The 18,573-nt window shown below is 67.9% G+C and carries 15 protein-coding genes; 10 read left to right on the forward strand and 5 right to left on the reverse strand.

The window, feature by feature from the left end:
* The first annotated feature begins 1 nt into the window (after position 1).
* The 4 genes from phnE (at position 2) to AC3B5T_RS09595 (ending at position 5,519) form a co-directional block, all read left to right on the forward strand.
* A complete protein-coding gene (gene phnE, locus AC3B5T_RS09580; protein WP_055477299.1) occupies positions 2–1,549 on the forward strand; it encodes a phosphonate ABC transporter, permease protein PhnE in 1,548 nt (515 codons plus the stop codon).
* Complete coding sequence (locus tag AC3B5T_RS09585) at positions 1,525–2,538, forward strand: zinc-binding dehydrogenase (protein ID WP_055477296.1); 1,014 nt, start codon at positions 1,525–1,527, stop codon at positions 2,536–2,538. The genes phnE and AC3B5T_RS09585 overlap by 25 nt, the downstream gene beginning before the upstream one ends.
* Positions 2,539–2,575: 37 nt before the next feature.
* A complete protein-coding gene (locus AC3B5T_RS09590) occupies positions 2,576–3,691 on the forward strand; it encodes a TIGR03364 family FAD-dependent oxidoreductase (RefSeq protein WP_055477295.1) in 1,116 nt (371 codons plus the stop codon).
* A 136-nt stretch (positions 3,692–3,827) separates the two neighbouring features.
* Entirely contained in the window at positions 3,828–5,519 is a 1,692-nt protein-coding gene (locus tag AC3B5T_RS09595; protein ID WP_488358756.1) for a transposase, read from the forward strand.
* Between the two features lie 131 nt (positions 5,520–5,650).
* Here AC3B5T_RS09595 and AC3B5T_RS09600 read toward each other — a convergent pair whose 3' ends face one another.
* Positions 5,651–6,847, reverse strand: coding sequence for an NAD(P)-dependent malic enzyme (locus AC3B5T_RS09600; protein WP_014925177.1), 1,197 nt, complete (start codon positions 6,845–6,847; stop codon positions 5,651–5,653).
* Between the two features lie 269 nt (positions 6,848–7,116).
* Here AC3B5T_RS09600 and AC3B5T_RS09605 point away from each other — a divergent pair, with 269 nt between their 5' ends.
* The 3 genes from AC3B5T_RS09605 (at position 7,117) to AC3B5T_RS09615 (ending at position 11,238) form a co-directional block, all read left to right on the forward strand.
* Positions 7,117–7,782 (forward strand): GntR family transcriptional regulator, encoded by a 666-nt coding sequence (locus AC3B5T_RS09605; protein WP_055477335.1) that lies wholly within the window; start codon positions 7,117–7,119, stop codon positions 7,780–7,782.
* Positions 7,779–9,044 carry an MFS transporter gene (locus AC3B5T_RS09610; protein WP_055477336.1) on the forward strand — a complete coding sequence of 422 codons (1,266 nt, stop codon included), beginning with the start codon at positions 7,779–7,781 and terminating at the stop codon, positions 9,042–9,044. The genes AC3B5T_RS09605 and AC3B5T_RS09610 overlap by 4 nt, the downstream gene beginning before the upstream one ends.
* Positions 9,045–9,162: 118 nt before the next feature.
* Entirely contained in the window at positions 9,163–11,238 is a 2,076-nt protein-coding gene (locus tag AC3B5T_RS09615) for a DUF6541 family protein (protein WP_055477337.1), read from the forward strand.
* Positions 11,239–11,425: 187 nt separating this feature from the next.
* On the opposite strand, the gene AC3B5T_RS09620 is transcribed toward AC3B5T_RS09615, so the two are convergent.
* Positions 11,426–12,643 (reverse strand): IS110 family RNA-guided transposase, encoded by a 1,218-nt coding sequence (locus AC3B5T_RS09620; RefSeq protein WP_035718379.1) that lies wholly within the window; start codon positions 12,641–12,643, stop codon positions 11,426–11,428.
* A 504-nt stretch (positions 12,644–13,147) separates the two neighbouring features.
* On the opposite strand from AC3B5T_RS09620, the gene AC3B5T_RS09625 reads away from it, so the two are divergent.
* Positions 13,148–13,984 (forward strand): MBL fold metallo-hydrolase, encoded by an 837-nt coding sequence (locus AC3B5T_RS09625; protein WP_055477356.1) that lies wholly within the window; start codon positions 13,148–13,150, stop codon positions 13,982–13,984.
* 15 nt (positions 13,985–13,999) lie between these two features.
* On the opposite strand, the gene galE is transcribed toward AC3B5T_RS09625, so the two are convergent.
* Positions 14,000–15,019, reverse strand: coding sequence for a UDP-glucose 4-epimerase GalE (galE, locus tag AC3B5T_RS09630; protein WP_010844951.1), 1,020 nt, complete (start codon positions 15,017–15,019; stop codon positions 14,000–14,002).
* A 48-nt stretch (positions 15,020–15,067) separates the two neighbouring features.
* A complete protein-coding gene (gene rfbB / locus AC3B5T_RS09635; RefSeq protein WP_488358558.1) occupies positions 15,068–16,072 on the reverse strand; it encodes a dTDP-glucose 4,6-dehydratase in 1,005 nt (334 codons plus the stop codon).
* A gap of 131 nt (positions 16,073–16,203) precedes the next feature.
* Here rfbB and rfbA point away from each other — a divergent pair, with 131 nt between their 5' ends.
* Both rfbA and AC3B5T_RS09645 read left to right on the forward strand, forming a co-directional pair.
* Positions 16,204–17,079, forward strand: a complete 876-nt coding sequence (gene rfbA, locus AC3B5T_RS09640) for a glucose-1-phosphate thymidylyltransferase RfbA (protein ID WP_014925184.1) — start codon at positions 16,204–16,206, stop codon at positions 17,077–17,079.
* Positions 17,080–17,094: 15 nt separating this feature from the next.
* Positions 17,095–17,712: a dTDP-4-dehydrorhamnose 3,5-epimerase family protein gene (locus tag AC3B5T_RS09645; RefSeq protein WP_488358559.1), complete on the forward strand. Its 618-nt coding sequence runs from the start codon at positions 17,095–17,097 to the stop codon at positions 17,710–17,712.
* 59 nt (positions 17,713–17,771) lie between these two features.
* On the opposite strand, the gene AC3B5T_RS09650 is transcribed toward AC3B5T_RS09645, so the two are convergent.
* Entirely contained in the window at positions 17,772–18,566 is a 795-nt protein-coding gene (locus AC3B5T_RS09650; RefSeq protein WP_055476988.1) for an ABC transporter permease, read from the reverse strand.
* Positions 18,567–18,573 lie beyond the last annotated feature (7 nt).

Raw genomic sequence — 18,573 nt, forward strand, 5'->3', positions numbered from 1 at the left:
GATGCGACCCGGGTGGGACCGTGCGGTCCTGCCCGGGATCGCGGTGGGCGGTCTCGTCGCCACGCTGGTCTGCGCCTGGTGGATCGACTTCGCGCCTGCGACGCTGATCTACGGCATCGAGGACATCGTCGCGCTCATCGAGCGGATGCTGCCACCACGGCTCGGAGATCCCGGGCGGATCAGCGTGTTGGCGCTCGAGACACTGCTGATGGCTGTGCTGGGAACCGTTCTCGCCGCGGTCGCTTCGGTGCCGTTGGCGTTCCTGGCCGCTCGCAACACCAGCCCCCACCCCGCGGTCCAGGCCGTGGCGCGCGGCGTCATCACCTTCTGTCGTGCCATGCCCGACCTGTTGTTCGCGGTACTGTTCGTCCGCGCCCTGGGTATCGGTGTGCTGCCCGGCATCCTGGCCCTGGCGCTGCATTCGATCGGCATGCTGGGCAAGCTGTTCGCCGACGCGATCGAGCAGGTCGACGACGGGCCACGCGAAGCGGTACGCAGCACCGGCGTCGGATATGTGCGTGAGATGATCAATGCCGTCGTCCCGCAGTGCGTTCCGGCGTGGATCGGTGCGTTCGTCTATCGCATCGACATCAACCTGCGGATGTCGGTCGTCCTCGGTTTCGTCGGGGCGGGTGGCATCGGGTTCGCGCTCCAGGACGCCCTGCGCGGGCTGATCTACCCACGTGCGCTGGGGATCGTCCTGGTCATCCTCGTGATCATCACGGCAATGGAACTGCTGGCCATCGGCATACGGCGTGTGCTGCTGACACCGTCGCCGATGCGGCCGGGTCTCGAACGCGCGGTCCGTACGGGTTTCGGGCTGCTCGTGGCCGTGGCGACCGTCGCGGCAATGGCCGTACTGGAGATCACGCCCTGGGCGCTGGTCGTGTGGATACCACCTGCCGTCGAGGTGTTCGGACGCATGATCCCGCCCGATTTCACCGCTCTCGGAACAGAACTGTTCGACGCCGCGGTCCAGACGGTCGCGATCGGCGTGGTCTCGACCGCCATCGGTGCCGTCTTGTCGATCCCGGTGGGAATCCTCGCTGCTCGCAACGTCACCCCGCACCCGGGTGTGTACTGGGTGGCGCGGACCTGGATTCTCGTCGTCCGGGCGGTGCCGGAACTCATCCTCGCCGTGGTGTTCGTCGCGGCGCTGGGGTTGGGCCCGGTGGCGGGAACCTGTGCGCTGGCAATCGGTTCCGTCGGCTTCCTGGCCAAGCTCGTCGCCGACTCCGTGGAGGAAACGGATCCGGGTCCCGTCGAGGCCGCCCGCTCGGTCGGTTGTGGTTGGTGGAAAACGCTGTTCGCAGCGGTGATCCCGCAGGCCATGCCGTCCATCGTCGGATCGGGGCTGTATCTGCTCGACGTCAACATCCGCACGTCCACGGTCCTGGGGATCGTGGGGGCCGGCGGAATCGGCTTCCTGCTGTTCGAGTCGATCCGCACGCTGGACTTCGAGGTCGCCGGGGCCATCGTGCTCGTCATCTTCGTCATCGTCTTCGCCATCGAAAGGTTGTCCGGTTGGATACGCTCACGACTGGTCTGACCCGCGCCGCCGTCTGGCGCGGCGATCGGGTCGACATCATCGAAACACCGCTTCCCGCACTCGGTCCCGGTGAACTCCTGGTCCGGGTTCGGCTGGCGACGGTGTGCGGCAGCGACCTGCACACGGTGAGCGGACGCCGGGATTCGCCGTGTCCGTCCGTTCTCGGGCACGAGGCGGTGGGTGAGGTCGTCGGCATCGGCGACGGCGCGTCGGCACAGCAGGGCGACCGCGTCGTCTGGTCGGTCACGGTGTCGTGCGGTGACTGCGATCGGTGCCGGCGGGGAGTCACCGCCAAATGCCGTCGGGTCCGAAAAATCGGACACGAACCGTTCGACGGCGACTGGCCGCTGTCCGGTGGTTATGCGAGCCACATCGTGTTACCCAGGGGCACAACCGTGGTCGTTGTTCCGGACGCTCTGGGCGATGCCGTCGCCGCGCCCGCTGCATGTGCGACGGCCACGGTGATGGCCGTCGTCGAACGGGCCGGTCACCTGTCCGGCCGCCGGGTGCTCATCGGGGGAGCGGGGATGCTCGGGACGACGGCGGCGGCGGTCTGCGCCGACCGCGGCGCCGAGGTCCGGGTCGCCGACCGCGACGTCGCGCGCGTCACCCAGGCGATCCGTTTCGGTGCATGTGCTGACGACGGCGAGAACGTCGACGTCGTGCTGGACTTCACCGGATCCTCGGACTTCCTCCGGGATGCGCTGTCGCGGCTGGAGATCGCCGGAACCCTCGTCCTGGCCGGTTCGGTCACCCCGGGGCCGTCCCTGAACGTCGATCCAGAGCAGGTGGTCCGGCGCTGGTGGACCCTCACCGGGGTCCACAACTACGAACCACGTCACCTGCACGAGGCGGTCGACTTCCTCGGGCGAACCGCCGATCGACACCCGTGGTCGGAGTTGGTGACCTCACCGCTTCCGCTCGAACAGATCGAGCACGCCCTGCAACCAGCGCCGGGCACCGCGCTACGCGTCGCGGTTGCGCCGTGACGCGGCAGAACATCAGTCGAAGAGGAGATCAGAACACATGCGCGTGATCATCGTCGGTGCCGGGATCATCGGAACCGCACACGCCTGGATGGCCGTCGAACGCGGGCACGATGTGATCCACCTCGACCGCGAACTCGACGCGCGGGGCGCCACCGTCCGCAACTTCGGGCTCGTCTGGGTCTCCGGGCGGTCGGCTCCCGAACTGGACATCGCACTGCGCTCCCGCGTCCTGTGGGAGCAGATCGGTGCGCAGGTCCCGGAGGTCGGATTCCGGGCGAACGGTTCGATCACCCTGTTGCGCACCGAAGCCGAGGTCGCCGTCGCCGAAGAGGTCGTCGCTCGCGACGATGCACAGCGCCGCGGGTTCACCTTGCTCCGACGGTTCGAGGTCGCGGAGAAGAACCCCGCGCTACAGGGGAATTACCTCGCCGGACTGCACTGTGCATCCGACGCCGCCGTCGAATCCCGGCAAGCGATGCCCGCCATGCGATCTCGACTCGAGAAGTCCGGACGATACACATTCGTCCCGGGAGTCGAGGTACGCGGGATCACCGGCACCTCGGTCCGTGATGACACCGGGATCGTTCATGCCGGGGACTGTGTCGTGTTGTGCCCGGGCGCAACTCACCGAGGACTGCTCCGTGAGGTGTTCGGCGAGTTGCCGGTGCGCCGGGTCCGACTGCAGATGATGCAGACGGCCCCACTCGGACCGAGCCTCACGACGTCGATCGCCGACGGCGACAGCCTGCGGTACTACCCGGGGTTCGCGGGGCCCGCGCTCGAGGAGCTGCGTCGAACCGAACCCCAACGTCCGACGGCCGCGGCGAACGGCATGCAGTTGCTCTGCGTCCAACGCCTTCACGGTGGACTGACGATCGGCGACACCCACGAGTACGTAGAACCGTTCACCTTCGACGTCGACGAGGATCCGTATGGTCACCTCGTCGAGGTGACCGAGGGCCTGCTGGGCCGTCCACTACCCCGAATCCAGCGTCGCTGGGCGGGTGTCTACAGCCAGTGCACCGAACCCGATCGGATCGTGTGCCGGGAATCGATCGGTGACGGGGTGTGGGCGGTCACCGGCCCCGGTGGCCGCGGGATGACCCTCGGCCCGGCCATCGCCGAAGAGTCGGCGGGGCTGATGGGCTGGTGACCGGCCCGCACCGAAAGCGCCTGGAAACCACCCGTCAGCGGGCGACCGGCGGCTATATCGGGCTGTTGCAAAATTCCGGTGTCAGCCGACGGCTTGTCGGGAGCGGTGTGTGGTGGGTATCGGCGATGATGTGTTGGTGGCCAAGGGTTATCGTCCGGTGCAGCGTGATCAGCAGTTTCTGATGCCGCCGAGTATGCGGGAATGGCTTCCGGCCGATGATCCGGTGTGGCTGGTCATCGAATCGGTCGCCTCGCTGGATACCGCGGCGATACGGGCGGTACGCAAGACCGGTGGAGCCGGTCGCGCCGCCTATCACCCGGATATGTTGTTGACCTTGTTGATCTGGGGGTGGGCCCAAGGCCAACGGTCCTCGCGGCAGCTGGAACGGTTGTGTCACCGCGACGTCGCCTACCGCATCATTTGCGGTGGTGAGGTCCCTGATCACGTCACGATCGCCCGGTTCCGCGCGGACTGCGCACCCGCGATCGAGGACCTGTTCACCCAGGTGTTGATGCTGTGCTCGCGGGTCGGGATGGGCCGACTGGGGGTGGTGGCCCTCGACGGAGTGAAGATCGCCTCGAACGCCTCGCTCAGCGCCAATCGCACCGAGCAAGGCTTGCGGGAAGCGTTGGCCAGTGAGGCTGCGCGCGCCGCGGCCGAACACGCAGCCGCTGACACCGCCGACGATGATGTTCATGGTGATGACCGCGGTGACCTGTTACCCCGCGGGTTGCACGATCCGGGGTCGCGGCAGGCCCGGATCGCCGCGGCGCTGGCTGATCTGGCTGCCCACACTGAACTACTCACCAACGCCGAAGCGGTGGCCGCGCAGCGTAGGAACGAACGTGACCAGGCCGCCGAGAAGTCCCAGCAGGCCCGCGAGGAGAAGATCGAGCGGGCGCGGGAACGCCGCGCTGCGGGCGGGCCCGCCACAGGCAAGGGATCGTTGCCGATCGAGATCGAGGTCGAGGTGCTGACCGAATCGTTGGCGCGGGCCATCGCGACCCACCAAGCAAAGATCGACCACTATCGACCTGGTCAGCGAGGCCGCAAACCCGGGCCGGTCGAGACGAACTACTACGTCAGGCGCGCCCAACGAGCACTCGAGCGGGCACAGCAGCGGCAGCAGCAACGTGACGCCGCGGCAGCGGCTCGGCCCGCTGCGGTCTGCACCCCGCCGACCACCGCGACCGCGGCTGCACCGTCACGGGAACCCCGCCGTAACATCACCGACCCGCAATCACGGATGATGGGATTGCGCGGCGGCGGCTGGCTCCAAGGCTTCAACTGCCAGGCCGTGACCAGCGATGACGGGCTGATCATCGCGACCGGCGTGGGCAACAACCCTGCCGATGTCACCACCTTCACCACCATGCTCGACAAAGCCGTCACCGCCGCCGCACTCATCGACACCCACCGCCCCGAACCGCCGGTCTCACCAGGAATAGGGGTCGTGTTGGCTGATGCCGGCTACCTCTCCGAACACAACCTCACCGCACCCGGACCAGACCGGCTCATCGCGACCGGCAAACACCGGGCCGTGGCCCACGCCGCGCAGCACGCACCCACACACGGGCCGCCACCATCAGAAGCCTCCCCGATCCAGGCCATGACCCACCGGCTGGCCACACCCGAGGGACATGCGCTCTACCGTCAACGCGCCCACATCGCTGAAACCCCGTTCGCCCACGCTAAACACAACCTCGGCTTCCGTCGCTTCACCAGCCGCGGACTCGACAGAGCCACAGCAGAATTCAGCTTCCACGCCCTCGTCCACAACCTGTTCAAAGCCATCGGAACCGCCGCTTTGACCCCCACCACCGCCTGAGACCGGACGCTCCGCGACCGGCCATCACGCCCAACCCGCCCGCCGACCCGTTTACGCAACAGCCCGATATGTCGTCGGGTCGTTTGTGAAGGGCGGCTTTCAGGGGCGGTCTCGGGTGGGTGAGGCCTCGCCTAGGAGCAGTGCCCCTCGGCGCGGGCGACGTCGGCGACGGCTGCTGCGACGGCCGGGGCGACCCGGTCGTCGAGCGGGCTGGGCACGATCCGGTCGGCGCGCAGGTCGTCGGCGACGACCGAGAAGATGGCCTCGGCCGCAGCGATCTTCATGCCCTCGCTGATGCGGCGTGCGCCGGCGTCCAGCGCGCCCTTGAAGACGCCGGGGAAGGCGAGCACGTTGTTGATCTGGTTCGGGAAGTCGCTGCGACCGGTCGCGACGATCGCGGCGTACTTGGCCGCGGCCTCCGGGTGGATCTCCGGGTCGGGGTTCGACAGCGCGAAGACGATCGAGTCGTCGTTCATCGAGGCGATGAGCGGTTCGGGGATCAGGCCCGCGGAGACGCCGATGAAGACGTCGGCGCCGGCGAGGGCCTCGACCGCGCCGCCGGTCAGCCCGCGCGGGTTGGTACGGGAGGCCAGCTCGGACTTCGACTCGTTGAGTCCGTCACGTCCCTGGGACACGATGCCCTTGGAATCGAGCACGACGACATCGGAGATGCCCACTGCCAGAAGGATGTTCGCGCAGGCGACGCCGGCGGCTCCGGCTCCGGAGATCACGACCTTCAGGCCGGCGAGGTCGCGGCCGAGGTGGGTCGTCGCGCCCTTGAGGGCGGCGAGGACCACGATCGCGGTGCCGTGCTGGTCGTCGTGCATGACCGGACAGTCGAGCGCCTCGATGACGCGACGCTCGATCTCGAAGCAGCGCGGCGCGGAGATGTCCTCGAGGTTCACGGCCCCGAAGCTCGGGCGCAGCCGGATGAGGGTTTCGACGATCTCGTCGGGATCCTGGGTGTCGAGGACGATGGGGATCGAGTTGAGTCCGGCGAAGCTGCGGAACAGCGCGGACTTGCCCTCCATGACGGGCAGCGAGGCGCGGGGGCCGATGTCGCCGAGTCCCAGAACCGCCGAACCGTCGCTGACCACGGCCACCAGACGGTCGGTCCAGGTGTACTTGTTCACCAGAGTGGCGTCGGTGTCGATCGCGCGCGACACCTGGGCCACACCCGGGGTGTAGGCGATCGACAGGTCGCGCTGCGTGTCGATGGGTGCGCGCAGCTCCACCGAGAGCTTGCCGCCGACGTGGGCCAAGAAGATCTCTTCGTCGGTGATGGGGTGATCGGCGATTGTGGGTTCGGTGTAGGGGGTCTCACCCATACGTGTGTCCTCCGTGCTCGTCACGGGTCCTCCTGGAATGCCGCGAAATGTGCGGGTTGCATCGTCTCGCCGGCCACGCTGCCCGCGAGCTAGAAGTGATCCGCATCGACGCGAGCGAGGTGTGCTCAGCGGAGGCGGGCCGGGCGCGTGTGAGCGGGGTGACGCTCGTTACGGCCGGATTAAGTGTCTCACCGTCTGGGATCGGGACGGAAGGTGGGTCGGGCCAGGTGAGGCACACAATGTTCATTGGTAAGGTACAACTTGTGTCTATGTTGCATGCGACTTCCGAATCCGCTGCTGAGCGGGTATATGCCGAGGTCAAAGAGCAAATTCTCACAAACGAGATCGCCGGCGGTGAGCTGATCAGCGAGGGTGAGATTGCCGCGAGGTGCGCGGTGAGCCGTACTCCGGTGCGGGAGGCATTCTTGCGCCTGGAGACGGAAGGCTGGATGCGTCTCTACCCGAAGCGCGGTGCGCTCGTGGTGCCGATCGGCGACCGCGAGATCCGGGACGTCGTCGACGCGCGTCTGCTCCTCGAACGGCACGCGGTGCGGTCCGTCGTCGCGCGGCCGGCAGCGGTCATCGGACTGGCGGCCCGGCTGCGCGACAACCTGGCCGCACATCGCCGGGCCGACGCCGCCGACATCCAGGAGTTCTCGCGCATCGACGCCGAGTTCCATCAGTTGATCGCCGCAGCCGGCGACAATCCGTTGCTCTCGGCCTTCTACGTGACCTTGGGGGAGCGGCACCGTCGGATGACGACGGCCTCGGTTCACCGGGACGCGGGGGTCGCCGAGCGAATCCTCGACGACCACAGCGCGCTCCTCGGCGCCATCGAGGCGGCCGACGCCGACCGATTCGACGAGCTGCTCGCCGGGCATCTCGTCGCGGTTCACGATCTCCCCGGGCACGACCTTCCCGGGGCGCCGGCGTGAGCGCCGATCGCGCGCGCTTCGGGTGGCCGGCCGTCGCGCTCGCCGTGTTCGCCACCGCGTGGGGCGGCAACGAGTTCACCCCGCTGCTGGTGATGTACCGACAGATCACCGATCTGTCACCAGTGGTGGTCGACGCACTGCTCTTCGCCTATGTCCTCGGCATCGTGCCCGCGCTGCTTATCGGCGGTCCGTTGTCGGACCGGCTGGGCCGCCGCCCGCTGATGCTGCCCGCCCCGCTGTTCGCGGCAGTGGGGTCGGGGCTGCTCGCTGCAGGGTCGGAGTCGGTGGCACTGCTCACTGCCGGACGGGTGTGCAGTGGCATCGCACTGGGGCTCTCGATGGCCGTGGGCGGGAGCTGGATCAAGGAACTCTCCGACCGCGACGGCGCGCGAACGGGTGCCGGCGCGAGTCGCGCGGCCATGAGCCTCACCGCCGGGTTCGGTGTCGGCGCGGGGGTGGCCGGCGTGCTGGCGCAGTGGGGGCCATGGCCGCATGTGCTCCCGTACCTGGTGAACATCGCGGTCGCGGTGATCGCCGCGAATCTCGTTGCACTGGTGCCGGAGACGCGGCCACGGCAGGCCTCGCCGGGACGGTTGCGCGACGACCTGCGCATCCCGGCCGCCGGCCACCGACGCTTCCTGTTCGTCGTGGTGCCGCTCGCGCCGTGGGTCTTCGGAGCCGCCGCCTCGGCGTACGCCGTGATCCCGGCACTGATGTCGGCGCGGACCGCGGGCGCGCCCATCGCCTTCGCGGGGCTGTGCTGTGTGCTCGGTCTCAGCGCGGGATTCGCCATCCAGTCCCTCGGCCGCCGAATCGACGTGCCGGGCAGTCCGCGGGGCGTGATCGTCGCGCTCGTCGTGCTCGTCGCCGGCATGATCCTCGCCGCGGTCGCGGCCCACGTGCTGACGGTCTGGGTGTCGCTGGCCGCGGCGACGCTGCTGGGGTGCGGCTACGGCATGGCGATGATCGTCGGCCTGCTGGAGGTGCAGCGAATCGCCGGACCCGACGATCTGGCCGGGCTCACCGCCGTCTTCTACGGCGTGACCTACCTCGGCTTCGGGGTTCCGGCCGTGCTGGCCTGGATCTCGGAGAGCTGGGTCACGATCACCTACCCGATCATGTTCGGTTTCGGTGCCGTGGCCGCGGCCGGAAGCCTGATCGTCGCCCTCCTCGGACATCGACGCTGGGGTTCGGTCGACGACCCCGCACATGGTGCGGCGGTTGCGGCGACCGAGAACACCGGAGCCGTCCGGGCACGGTGACACGACGGCCCGGCGCGGCCACCCGGTAACCTGCTGGGAGTTTGGTCAGGCACACCCGGGCAGTGCGGCCGCGGGTGCGATGGGGAGTGCAGCGGGTGAGTGTGGAAAGGCGCGGGCGATGATGCTTGGTGCATGGGTCGTCGTCGTGTCCGCGCTCGTGCTGATCCTTCCCGGCGCGTTCGTCGGCCGGCGGATGAATCTCCCGTGGCCCGTGGCACTGGCCGCGGGCCCGCCCATCACGTTCGCCCTGGTCTCCATCCTGACGGTGCTGTATTCGATCGTCGGCTTCGAATGGAACGCCGTGTCGGCGCTCGTGGGCCTGGTGTTCGCGGTCGGGGCCGGCTGGATCTACTCGGCGCTGCTGGTCACCCGCTGGGGTGAGCGGCTGGCGCCGGAGCCCGACACCGCCGGACCCCGTGTGGGACGGACCGCGACGGTGCGGGTCGCCGCGGGTCTCGGGCTCGGCGGACTCGTCATCGCCGTCACCTGCATCCGACCGGTCGCGACGACCGCCTTCGCCGGTCTCGGCAACATCTCGCAGGTGTGGGATTCGTTGTGGCACGCCAGCTCTCTGCGCTGGATTCACGAGACCGGCATCGGTTCGGCCATGCGCATGGGCGAGCTGATGAACTACGACACCCAGGGCTTCAACTACTACCCCAACACCTGGCATGCGCTGGGGGCGTTGCTCTTTCCGCTGACCGGCGCCGACCCGGTGGAGCTCTACAACACGTATTCGCCTGCGGTGCTGGCGGTCACCGTGCCGCTCGGCGTCGCGTCCCTGGCGTACTGGTTCGCGCGGCACCGGTACGACGTCGACTCGGCCGCCCTCATCGCGGGCACCGCGGGAGCGCTGAGTGCGCTGTTCCCGTCACTGCCGTATGTCGAGGTGCAGCTGACCTCCGTGCCCAATGCCGTGGGCGTGAGCCTGGCGCCGGTCGCTGCCGTACTCGTGATGAGCGTGGTGTCGGACCGATCACGCGTGCTGCCGGCAGCGCTGGCCGTCGCCGGTGTGACCGCCACCCACCCGTCCGCCCTGATCGTCGTCGGCGTGATCGTCGGCCTCTGGTGGCTGTGTGAAGGTCTCTGGCGTCCGGTCGCCGGGCGTCTGCGCGATCTCGCGACTCTGGCCGTCACGGCGGTGGCGACGCTGGTCCTGATCGCACCGGTGGTGCTGGGCACCATCCGGGTCGCCGACACCAACGAACTGCCGTTCTTCGATTTCCGCGAGGACACGATCGGGGTCCTCGACGGGCTGGTCAAGGGGGCGTTCAACGGGACAATCCCGCTCGAGCTCGAGCACTTCCCGGTCTGGCCGCTCATCGCGGTCACCCTGCTCGGTCTGATCGCGCTCGCCTGGTTGCGGTGCTGGGCCGGCTTGGTCGCCTGGTTCGTGTTCGCGCTGGTCACGGCCAACGCAATGGTGTCCCTCGGTCCGCTGTCATATCCGCTCGGGGTGATCGGCGGCTACTTCTACAACTCGCCGCATCGCCTCACGTTCGTCGTAGCGATCATCTCGGCCGCGGCCGCGGGTGTCGCGCTCGGCGCCTTGGCGCTCGGCGTCGCCGGGCTCGTCCGACGCCGTGTGGCATCTGATGACATCGGCGATCCGGAACCGGGCAGGGCAACGTCGGCGAAGGCGCGCTGGCTGGTGGCCGCGACGTACGTGGTGTTGCTGGCGCTGATCGCCGGTGCCGCCGTTGTCCGGTATCCGCCGAACGCGCAGATCGCGTCGAAGGAGCGGGGCGGCAAGTACGTCGGCCCCGACGACCTCGCCGCCTATGAGTGGCTGGCCGCACAGCCCGACGCCCAGGACGTACTCGTCCTCAACAACCTCGACCAGGGCACCGGCTGGTTGTACCCCGTCACCGGTGTCACGCCGATGTTCCCCTTCTACCGGGCCAACGAGTTCTCCGAGCGGCAGCGCGACGTGTTCTGGGGCGTGTCGGAGATCGGCGCCGACCCGGCGATCGATCAGATCGTGCGAGACATGAACGTGCACTACGTGATCGACTCGCCGCCGAGCTACTGGGAGTTCCAGCGCGGTGTGCCCGACCCGGCTCGCGGACACCAGGGAGACCCCTTCCTGGCGCTGCGGCAGCACGGCGCACCCGGATTGACCGAGGTGTTCCGTCGCGGCGACGCGGTGATCTACCGCGTGAACGACCTGGTCTACCCGCCGCCCGCCCCCTGATCGGCTGCTGCTGCCCCCCGAAAGAACGACGGACCCATCGGCCCCCCGCCCCCTGAGGTGCGAGGAGCGTAAGCGACGAGACCCCCGCCCCCTGAGGTGCGAGGAGCGCAAGCGACGAGACCCCCGCCCCCTGAGGTGCGAGGAGCGCAAGCGACGAGCCTCGAAGACATCCCAGGGGTGCTAGGTGTCAAGCGGCGAGGTTGGTGCGGTGGTTCCAGGCGGTGTGTTCGTTGTAGGGGGTGCGGTGTTTGAGGCAGCCGTGGAGGATGCCGATGAGTCGGTTGGCGACCGCACGCGATGCTTGGCTGTGGGACTTCTTCTGGTCTCGGAGGCTGTCGTAGTAGGCGCGGGCGCCGGGACTGCCGGTCAGGGCGCTTTGCGCCATCCGTAGGGCGGCGTCGTTGAGTCGGGTGTTGCGGATGTGGCGGGCCAACACGACGTGTCCTTTGCCCGAGGCGATGGTCCGTGGTGAGGTACCGGCGTAGTTTCTGCGAGACTTGGCGGTGGCATAGCGTTCGGGGTCATCCCCGAACTCGCCGAGCATCCGGGCGCCGGTGATGTCACCGACTCCGGGCATGGACAGGTAGATCGCGGCGTCCGGATGCGCTTTAAAAGACTGAGCCATAGTGGTTTCGAGTTGAGTGATCTGGGTGTTGAGAGCGGCCAGCATTTCCACGGTCGCGGTGACTGTCGCCGCATAGGCTGCGGTGAGTGTCTCCGGTGCGCTCAGGTGGCCGCCACCGCGTAGAGCCTGCTGGATGTCGCGGGCGCGTTGGTCGGTATTGCGTTGCCGGCCACCCTTTTTCAGGGCTGATCGGATTGCCGCGACCGTCAGTGCCGCCCCCTGTCGTGGGGTTGGAGCGCGTCGTAACACGCTCAGGCAGTCGGTGTGGGCGAGGTCGCCGCCGAAGGCATCGACCGCGGCCGGATAGTAGGCGCCGAGTTGGGAGCGCAACACATTCTGTTGTGCCGAGCGCGCCCACACCAGGTTCTGATGGGTGCGGGCCATCACCGTGATCGCCTCGGCAGCGACAGTATCGGCGGCGACGAGCCGATGGTTGTGCCGGTCGGTACGCACCAGATCAGCGAGGGTTTTGGCATCGGCCTTATCGGATTTGGTGCCCCCGACATGGTGGCGGTCACGGTAGCGCGACACCGACAACGGGTTGATCGCGAACACCAGATAGCCCGCACCGACCAGGGCGGTGACCCACATGCCGTGATCGGTTTCGATACCCACCGCCACCTCGGTGGGATCCTGGGCATACCGGGCGATCAGTTCATGCATTGTGGTGACACCTGCAGCGGTTTCGGGTAGGCGGCGGGTGGCCAGGATGGTGCCGTGCTCATCCATCACGCACACGTCGTGATGATCTGACGCCCAGTCGTTGCCCATAAAGATCATGACACTCGTTCACCTCGTCTTCAGTCGTCTCGACGATCTCGATGTGAACCTGCGGGAGTCACCCTGGACGCGGCCTAATGGATCAGTGCTCACCCACATGTTTCGGGGGCACGACATCCCAGAAGCGTTCTAGCGGGTGATCCTCGCCCGGCCGGGCCACGGTCTTCGTGTAGAAATCCGACCACCGTTTCAGGGCCTGGCAGTGGTCACCGACCGGGGAGGCTCACACGACCAGCATCCCCTCCAAGAGGAAGCCGATCCACCCCCATTAGGGCCTGGTGAGGCGAGTCACCGGACCCTTCGAGGCTCGCTTCGCTCGCACCTCAGGGAGCAGGAGGACGTCGCTCGCACCTCAGGGAGCAGGAGGCCGTCGCTCGCACCTCAGGGAGCAGGAGGCCGTCGCTCGCACCTCAGGGAGCAGGAGGCCGTCACCCCCCTCAGCGCCGGAGGAGAGACGCGGCCATTCACCCGTTCGCCCCACGAGCAGGGGCTAGCGTCGGGGGCATGCGGCCCTGGATGTGTGTCTTCTGCGCCAACGAGTTCCCTCCGGGCGAGACGCCGCCCGCGATATGTCCGATCTGCGACGACGACCGGCAATGGCTCCCCGTCAGCGGGCCGAGCTGGACCCCACTCGACGAGACCGCCGACAACGCTCTGACCGCCGACGATGTGGAACCCGGACTCACCGCGCTGTCGGTGCGGCCGTCCGTCGGGATCGGTCAGCGCGCCCTGCTCGTCACCGCCTCCGAGGGCAACATCCTCTGGGAGCCACCGGGATTCCTCGGGCCCTCGCTGGTGGACTGGCTCGACGCCCACGGCGGCGTCGCCGCCATCGCCGCGAGCCACCCCCACCTCGTCGGCGCGAGCGTCTCCCTCAGTCACCGATTCGGTCGGGTCCCGGTGTACTACAACGACTTCGACCGGAGGTGGGTGACCCGGCCCGACCCCGTCGTGCGCTTCTGGTCCGACTCTGTCGAGGTCCTCGGCGGGGTCCGGCTCGTCCGGTGCGGCGGCCACTTCCCCGGGAGCGCGGTGTTGCATGTGCCCGACGCCGCAGGCGGCCGGGGAGCGCTGCTGACCGGCGACACCATCAAGGGCGTGATGCAACCGGGCATGGTGACCTTCATGCGCAGCTACCCGAACATGATCCCGCTGTCACCGCGACTCGTGCGCGGGATCGCCGACCGCGTCGGCGAACTCCGGTTCGACCGCCTCTACGACGCGTTCGGTGTCGTCGTGGAGAAAGGTGCACGGGAGGTGGTCGAGACATCCGCCGCGCGCTACATCGGCTGGGTCACCGATGGCATCGTCGACCCCGACGATCCGCACGCGCCGGCCTGAGGCTCAACGGCCGGTTCAGGCGTCGGGGTACCCCGACGGATTGCCCGACTGCCACCGCCAGGTGTCTGCGCACATGTCGTCGATGGTCTTGGTGGCATGCCAGTTCAGGTCGGCGTTCGCACGGCTCGGATCGGCGTAGGAGGCGGCGATGTCGCCGGCGCGTCGCGGAGCCACCTCGTAGGGGATCGGCCGTCCGCTGGCCTCCTCGAAGGCGTGCACGACCTGCAAGACCGAAACGCCCTGGCCGGTACCGAGATTCCAGGTCGACATGCCGGTCTGGCCGTTGCTGATACGGTCGAGCGCCGCGACGTGCCCGGCGGCCAGGTCGTCGACATGGATGTAGTCGCGTACGCCCGTGCCGTCCGGGGTGTCGTAATCGTCGCCGAACACCGCCAGCTTCTCGCGCCGGCCGACCGCGACCTGCGCGACGAAGGGCATGAGGTTGTTGGGGATGCCCGACGGGTCCTCACCGATCTGTCCGCTCGGGTGTGCACCGACGGGATTGAAGTAGCGCAGCGCCGCGATGCGCCACACCTCCGAACTCGCGGCGACGTCGCGCAGGATCTGCTCGATCATCACCTTGGTCCAGCCGTACGGACTGGTCGCCGACGTGGGCAGATCCTCGGTCATCGGCAGCTCGGGCTCGGCGCCGTAGACCGTCGCCGACGACGAGAACACGAGTGTGTGCACGTCGTGGCGCTCCATCGCGCGGAGCAGCGCGAACGTCGTGCCGAGATTGTTCTGGTAGTAGTCGAGCGGCTTCGCCACGGATTCGCCGACCGCCTTGTAACCGGCGAAATGGATCACCGCGTCGATGTCCTCGTGGGCGAAGAAGTGTTCGGTCTTGTCGACGTCGGCGAGGTCGAAGGCGTGCACCGGGATGGAACGCCCGGTCAACGCCTCGAGCCGGCCGACGACAGTCGGCTTGGCATTGCTGAAATCGTCGACGATGACCACGTCGTGTCCGGCCGAGATCAATTGGATGACGGTGTGCGAGCCTATGTAGCCCGCGCCTCCGCTCACGAGTACGCGCATGACGACCACCGTAAGCGGCGACCCTGAGAACGGGCCAGGCGTGTCGTGTCAGCCGGTGACGCGTTCGGTGGTGGCGTACTTCTGTTCGACTGCTTCTTTGGCGGGTTGCCACCAGGCGGGGTGGTCGCGGTACCAGTCGATGGTGGCGGCCAGGCCGGCGCGGAAGTCGAGGTAGGCGGGGGTCCAGCCGAGTTCGGTGCGCAGGCGGGTGGAGTCGATGGCGTAGCGGCGGTCGTGGCCGGGGCGGTCGGTGACGAAGTCGAAGGCGTCGGTGGGTTGGTCGAGCAGTTCGAGGATGGTTTCCACGACGGTGCGGTTGTCGACTTCGCCGTCGGCGCCGATGAGGTAGGTCTCGCCGATGCGGCCGCGGTCGATGATGGTCCACACGGCGTCGTTGTGGTCGTCGACGTGGATCCAGTCGCGGATGTTACGGCCGTCGCCGTAGAGCTTGGGGCGTACCCCGGAGAGCACGTTGGTGATCTGGCGGGGGATGAACTTCTCGATGTGCTGGTAGGGGCCGTAGTTGTTGGAGCAGTTGGAGATGGTCGCGGCCACGCCGAAGGACCGCACCCAGGCGCGTACAAGCAGGTCGGAGCCGGCTTTGGTCGAGGAGTACGGGCTCGAGGGGTTGTAGGCGGTGGTCTCGGTGAAGCGGGCGGGGTCGTCGAGGTCGAGGTCGCCGTAGACCTCGTCGGTGCTGATGTGGTGGTAGCGCACCCGGTGGGCGCGGACGGCTTCGAGCAGGGTGTAGGTGCCCACGAGGTTGGTGGAGACGAAGGCCGAGGGGTCGGCCAGGGAGTTGTCGTTGTGGGATTCGGCGGCGAAGTGCACGACGAGGTCGGTCTCGGCGACGAGGCGGTCGACCAGGGCGGCGTCGGTGATGTCGCCTTCGACGAGTTCGACGCGGTCGGCGACCGGCGCGAGGGTGTCGGGGTTGGCGGCGTAGGTGAGTTTGTCCAGGACCCGGATCGAGGTGTCGGGGCGGGTGTCCAGGGTGCGCAGCACGAAGTTGGCGCCGATGAACCCGGCACCCCCGGTCACGAGAACACGCACGTGCGACGCCTTTCGTCGAGGTCGATGGTCGCAATCACTCTACCGAGCAGCCGGCGCCCCGCCTCGGGTCAGCGCGCGGCGGCTCGACTCGCATGCCGTCGCCGAGGGCGTCGGGCATTACCCTGATCGCCATGAGAGGGATCATCCTGGCCGGCGGTACGGGCACGCGGCTGCACCCCATCACACAGGGGGTGAGCAAGCAGCTCGTCCCGGTCTATGACAAGCCGATGATCTACTACCCGCTCTCGACGCTCATGCTGGCCGGGATCCGCGACATCCTGATCATCACCACCCCGCACGACGCCCCGGCGTTCGAGAACCTGCTCGGCAACGGCGACCAGTTCGGCATCGACCTCACCTACAAGACCCAGCCCTCGCCGGACGGCCTCGCCCAGGCCTTCGTTCTCGGCGCCGATCACATCGGCACCGAGTCGGTCGCACTCGTCCTCGGCGACAACATCTTCTACGGACCCGGGCTCGGCAGCCGGTTGCAGGGTTTCGAGAACGTCGACGGCGGTGCGGTGTTCGCGTACTGGGTCGCCAACCCGGAGGCCTACGGCGTGGTCGACTTCGACGCCGACGGCACCGCGATCTCGCTGGAAGAGAAGCCGGCACAACCGAAGTCGAACTTCGCGGTTCCAGGTCTGTACTTCTACGACAACGACGTGGTCGACATCGCCCGCGATCTGAAGCCCAGCGCCCGCGGCGAATACGAGATCACCGACGTCAACGCGCACTACCTGGAACGCGGCAAGTTGTCGGTGACCGTCCTGCCGCGGGGTACGGCCTGGCTCGACACCGGGACGTTCGACAGCCTCCTCGACGCCGGCAACTTCGTGCGCACCGTCGAGCAGCGGCAAGGCCTGAAAATCGCTGTCCCGGAGGAGATAGCGTGGCGGCAGGGCTACCTCGACGACGACGAGCTGCGGGCTCGGGCCGACAAACTGCGCAAGTCCGGTTACGGTGACTATCTGCTGGAACTCCTTGCGCGAGGCAAGGGTTTTTGACGTGAAAGGCTTCTCATGAAGGTCCGCCCACTCGCCGTCGAGGGCGCCTGGGAGTTCACCCCGGTCCAGCACGGTGATGCCCGTGGGTTGTTCGCCGAGGCGTTCAAAGCCGATGTCCTCGCCGAGGCCATCGGTCACCGCTTCGATCTCGCGCAGGTGAACCTCTCGGTCTCCGCTGCCGGTGTGCTCCGCGGTGTCCACTTCGCCGACGTCCCACCGGGGCAGGCGAAATACGTCACCTGCCCCGCCGGCGCGATCCTCGATGTCATCGTCGACATCCGCGTCGGCTCACCCACCTTCGGCGCCTACGACACCGTCCTGCTCGACGATGTCGACCGTCGGGCGGTCTACCTCTCCGAAGGCCTCGGACACGCGTTCTGCTCACTCGCCGACAACTCGACCGTGACCTACCTCTGCTCCACCGGATACAACCCGACCGGCGAACACGGCATCAACCCGCTCGACCCCGAACTCGACATCGAGTGGCCGACGCAGGCGCGCGACGGTTCACCGCTGGAATTCGAACTCTCCCCGAAGGACACCGCCGCGCCGGGTCTCTCGGAGGCCCGTGAGTCGGGTCTGCTCCCACGTTACGACGAGGTGGCCGACTACCTCCGCTCGCGACGCGTCTGAGGCATTCACACGCCGTCACGCGTACGGCTGAGCCGTACACGTGACGGGGTCGGTGGCACTCAGCCGGTCGTCGACCGCCGGAACGCGGTGACGGCCCAGACGTAGCCGACGACCAGGAACAGCAGGCACCACCCCAGTGCCCACGGCCAGCGATCGCTGATGTCGAGACCCATGAGAAGTCCGCGCAGGGTGTCGGCGATGGGGCTGAACGGCTGGTATTCGGCGAACTGACGGACTCCGTTCGGCATGCTGTCCGTCGGGACCAGCCCACTGCCCAGGTAGGGCAGGAAGAGCAGCGGCAGTGGCATGTTGCTGGCGCTCTCCGGATTCGGCGCCACCACCCCCGTCGCGACCGCGATCCACACGAGTCCCGCCGTCAGCAGCAGGAGCAGACCGCCGGCGGCGAACCAGTCGAGAAGGCTTGCGTCGGCACGGAAGCCCAGCGCGAAGGCGACGGCGAGCAGGAAGACGACTGCGACGATGCCCTGGATGAGCGCGCCGACGAAGTGCCCCGCCAGGATCGCCGTCGGCGGTGTGGCCAGCGATCGCAACCGGTTGATGATCCCCTCGGTGACGTCCTGGTTGACGGAGACGGCCACCGCCACCGTCAGGAACGACGGCACGAAGAGCAGGAGGCCGGGCAGCAGATAGTTGATGTACTTTCCGTCGAGCGGTCCGTCTGCGGCAAGCGCGCTCTCGATGGCGCCGCCGAAGAAGTAGGTCATCATCAACAGGATCACGACCGGCATGGCGATCGTCGAGAACATCATGGTGGGGTAGCGCCGCAACCGGATCAGGTTGCGGCGCACCATCACCGCGGAGTCGGACAAGGTGTGGTCGAGGGTGGTGGTCATGACTTCT

The organism is Gordonia sp. G4 (genome assembly GCF_057770005.1).

Coding starts and splice junctions, on each gene's coding strand:
- phnE (WP_055477299.1), top strand. CDS start 2: ATGCGACCCGGGTGGGACCGTGCGGTCCTGCCCGGGATCGCGGTGGGC.
- AC3B5T_RS09590 (WP_055477295.1), top strand. CDS start 2,576: ATGCGCGTGATCATCGTCGGTGCCGGGATCATCGGAACCGCACACGCC.
- AC3B5T_RS09600 (WP_014925177.1), bottom strand. CDS start 6,847: ATGGGTGAGACCCCCTACACCGAACCCACAATCGCCGATCACCCCATC.
- AC3B5T_RS09605 (WP_055477335.1), top strand. CDS start 7,117: ATGTTGCATGCGACTTCCGAATCCGCTGCTGAGCGGGTATATGCCGAG.
- AC3B5T_RS09615 (WP_055477337.1), top strand. CDS start 9,163: ATGATGCTTGGTGCATGGGTCGTCGTCGTGTCCGCGCTCGTGCTGATC.
- AC3B5T_RS09620 (WP_035718379.1), bottom strand. CDS start 12,643: ATGATCTTTATGGGCAACGACTGGGCGTCAGATCATCACGACGTGTGC.
- AC3B5T_RS09625 (WP_055477356.1), top strand. CDS start 13,148: ATGCGGCCCTGGATGTGTGTCTTCTGCGCCAACGAGTTCCCTCCGGGC.
- galE (WP_010844951.1), bottom strand. CDS start 15,019: ATGCGCGTACTCGTGAGCGGAGGCGCGGGCTACATAGGCTCGCACACC.
- rfbA (WP_014925184.1), top strand. CDS start 16,204: ATGAGAGGGATCATCCTGGCCGGCGGTACGGGCACGCGGCTGCACCCC.
- AC3B5T_RS09645 (WP_488358559.1), top strand. CDS start 17,095: ATGAAGGTCCGCCCACTCGCCGTCGAGGGCGCCTGGGAGTTCACCCCG.
- AC3B5T_RS09650 (WP_055476988.1), bottom strand. CDS start 18,566: ATGACCACCACCCTCGACCACACCTTGTCCGACTCCGCGGTGATGGTG.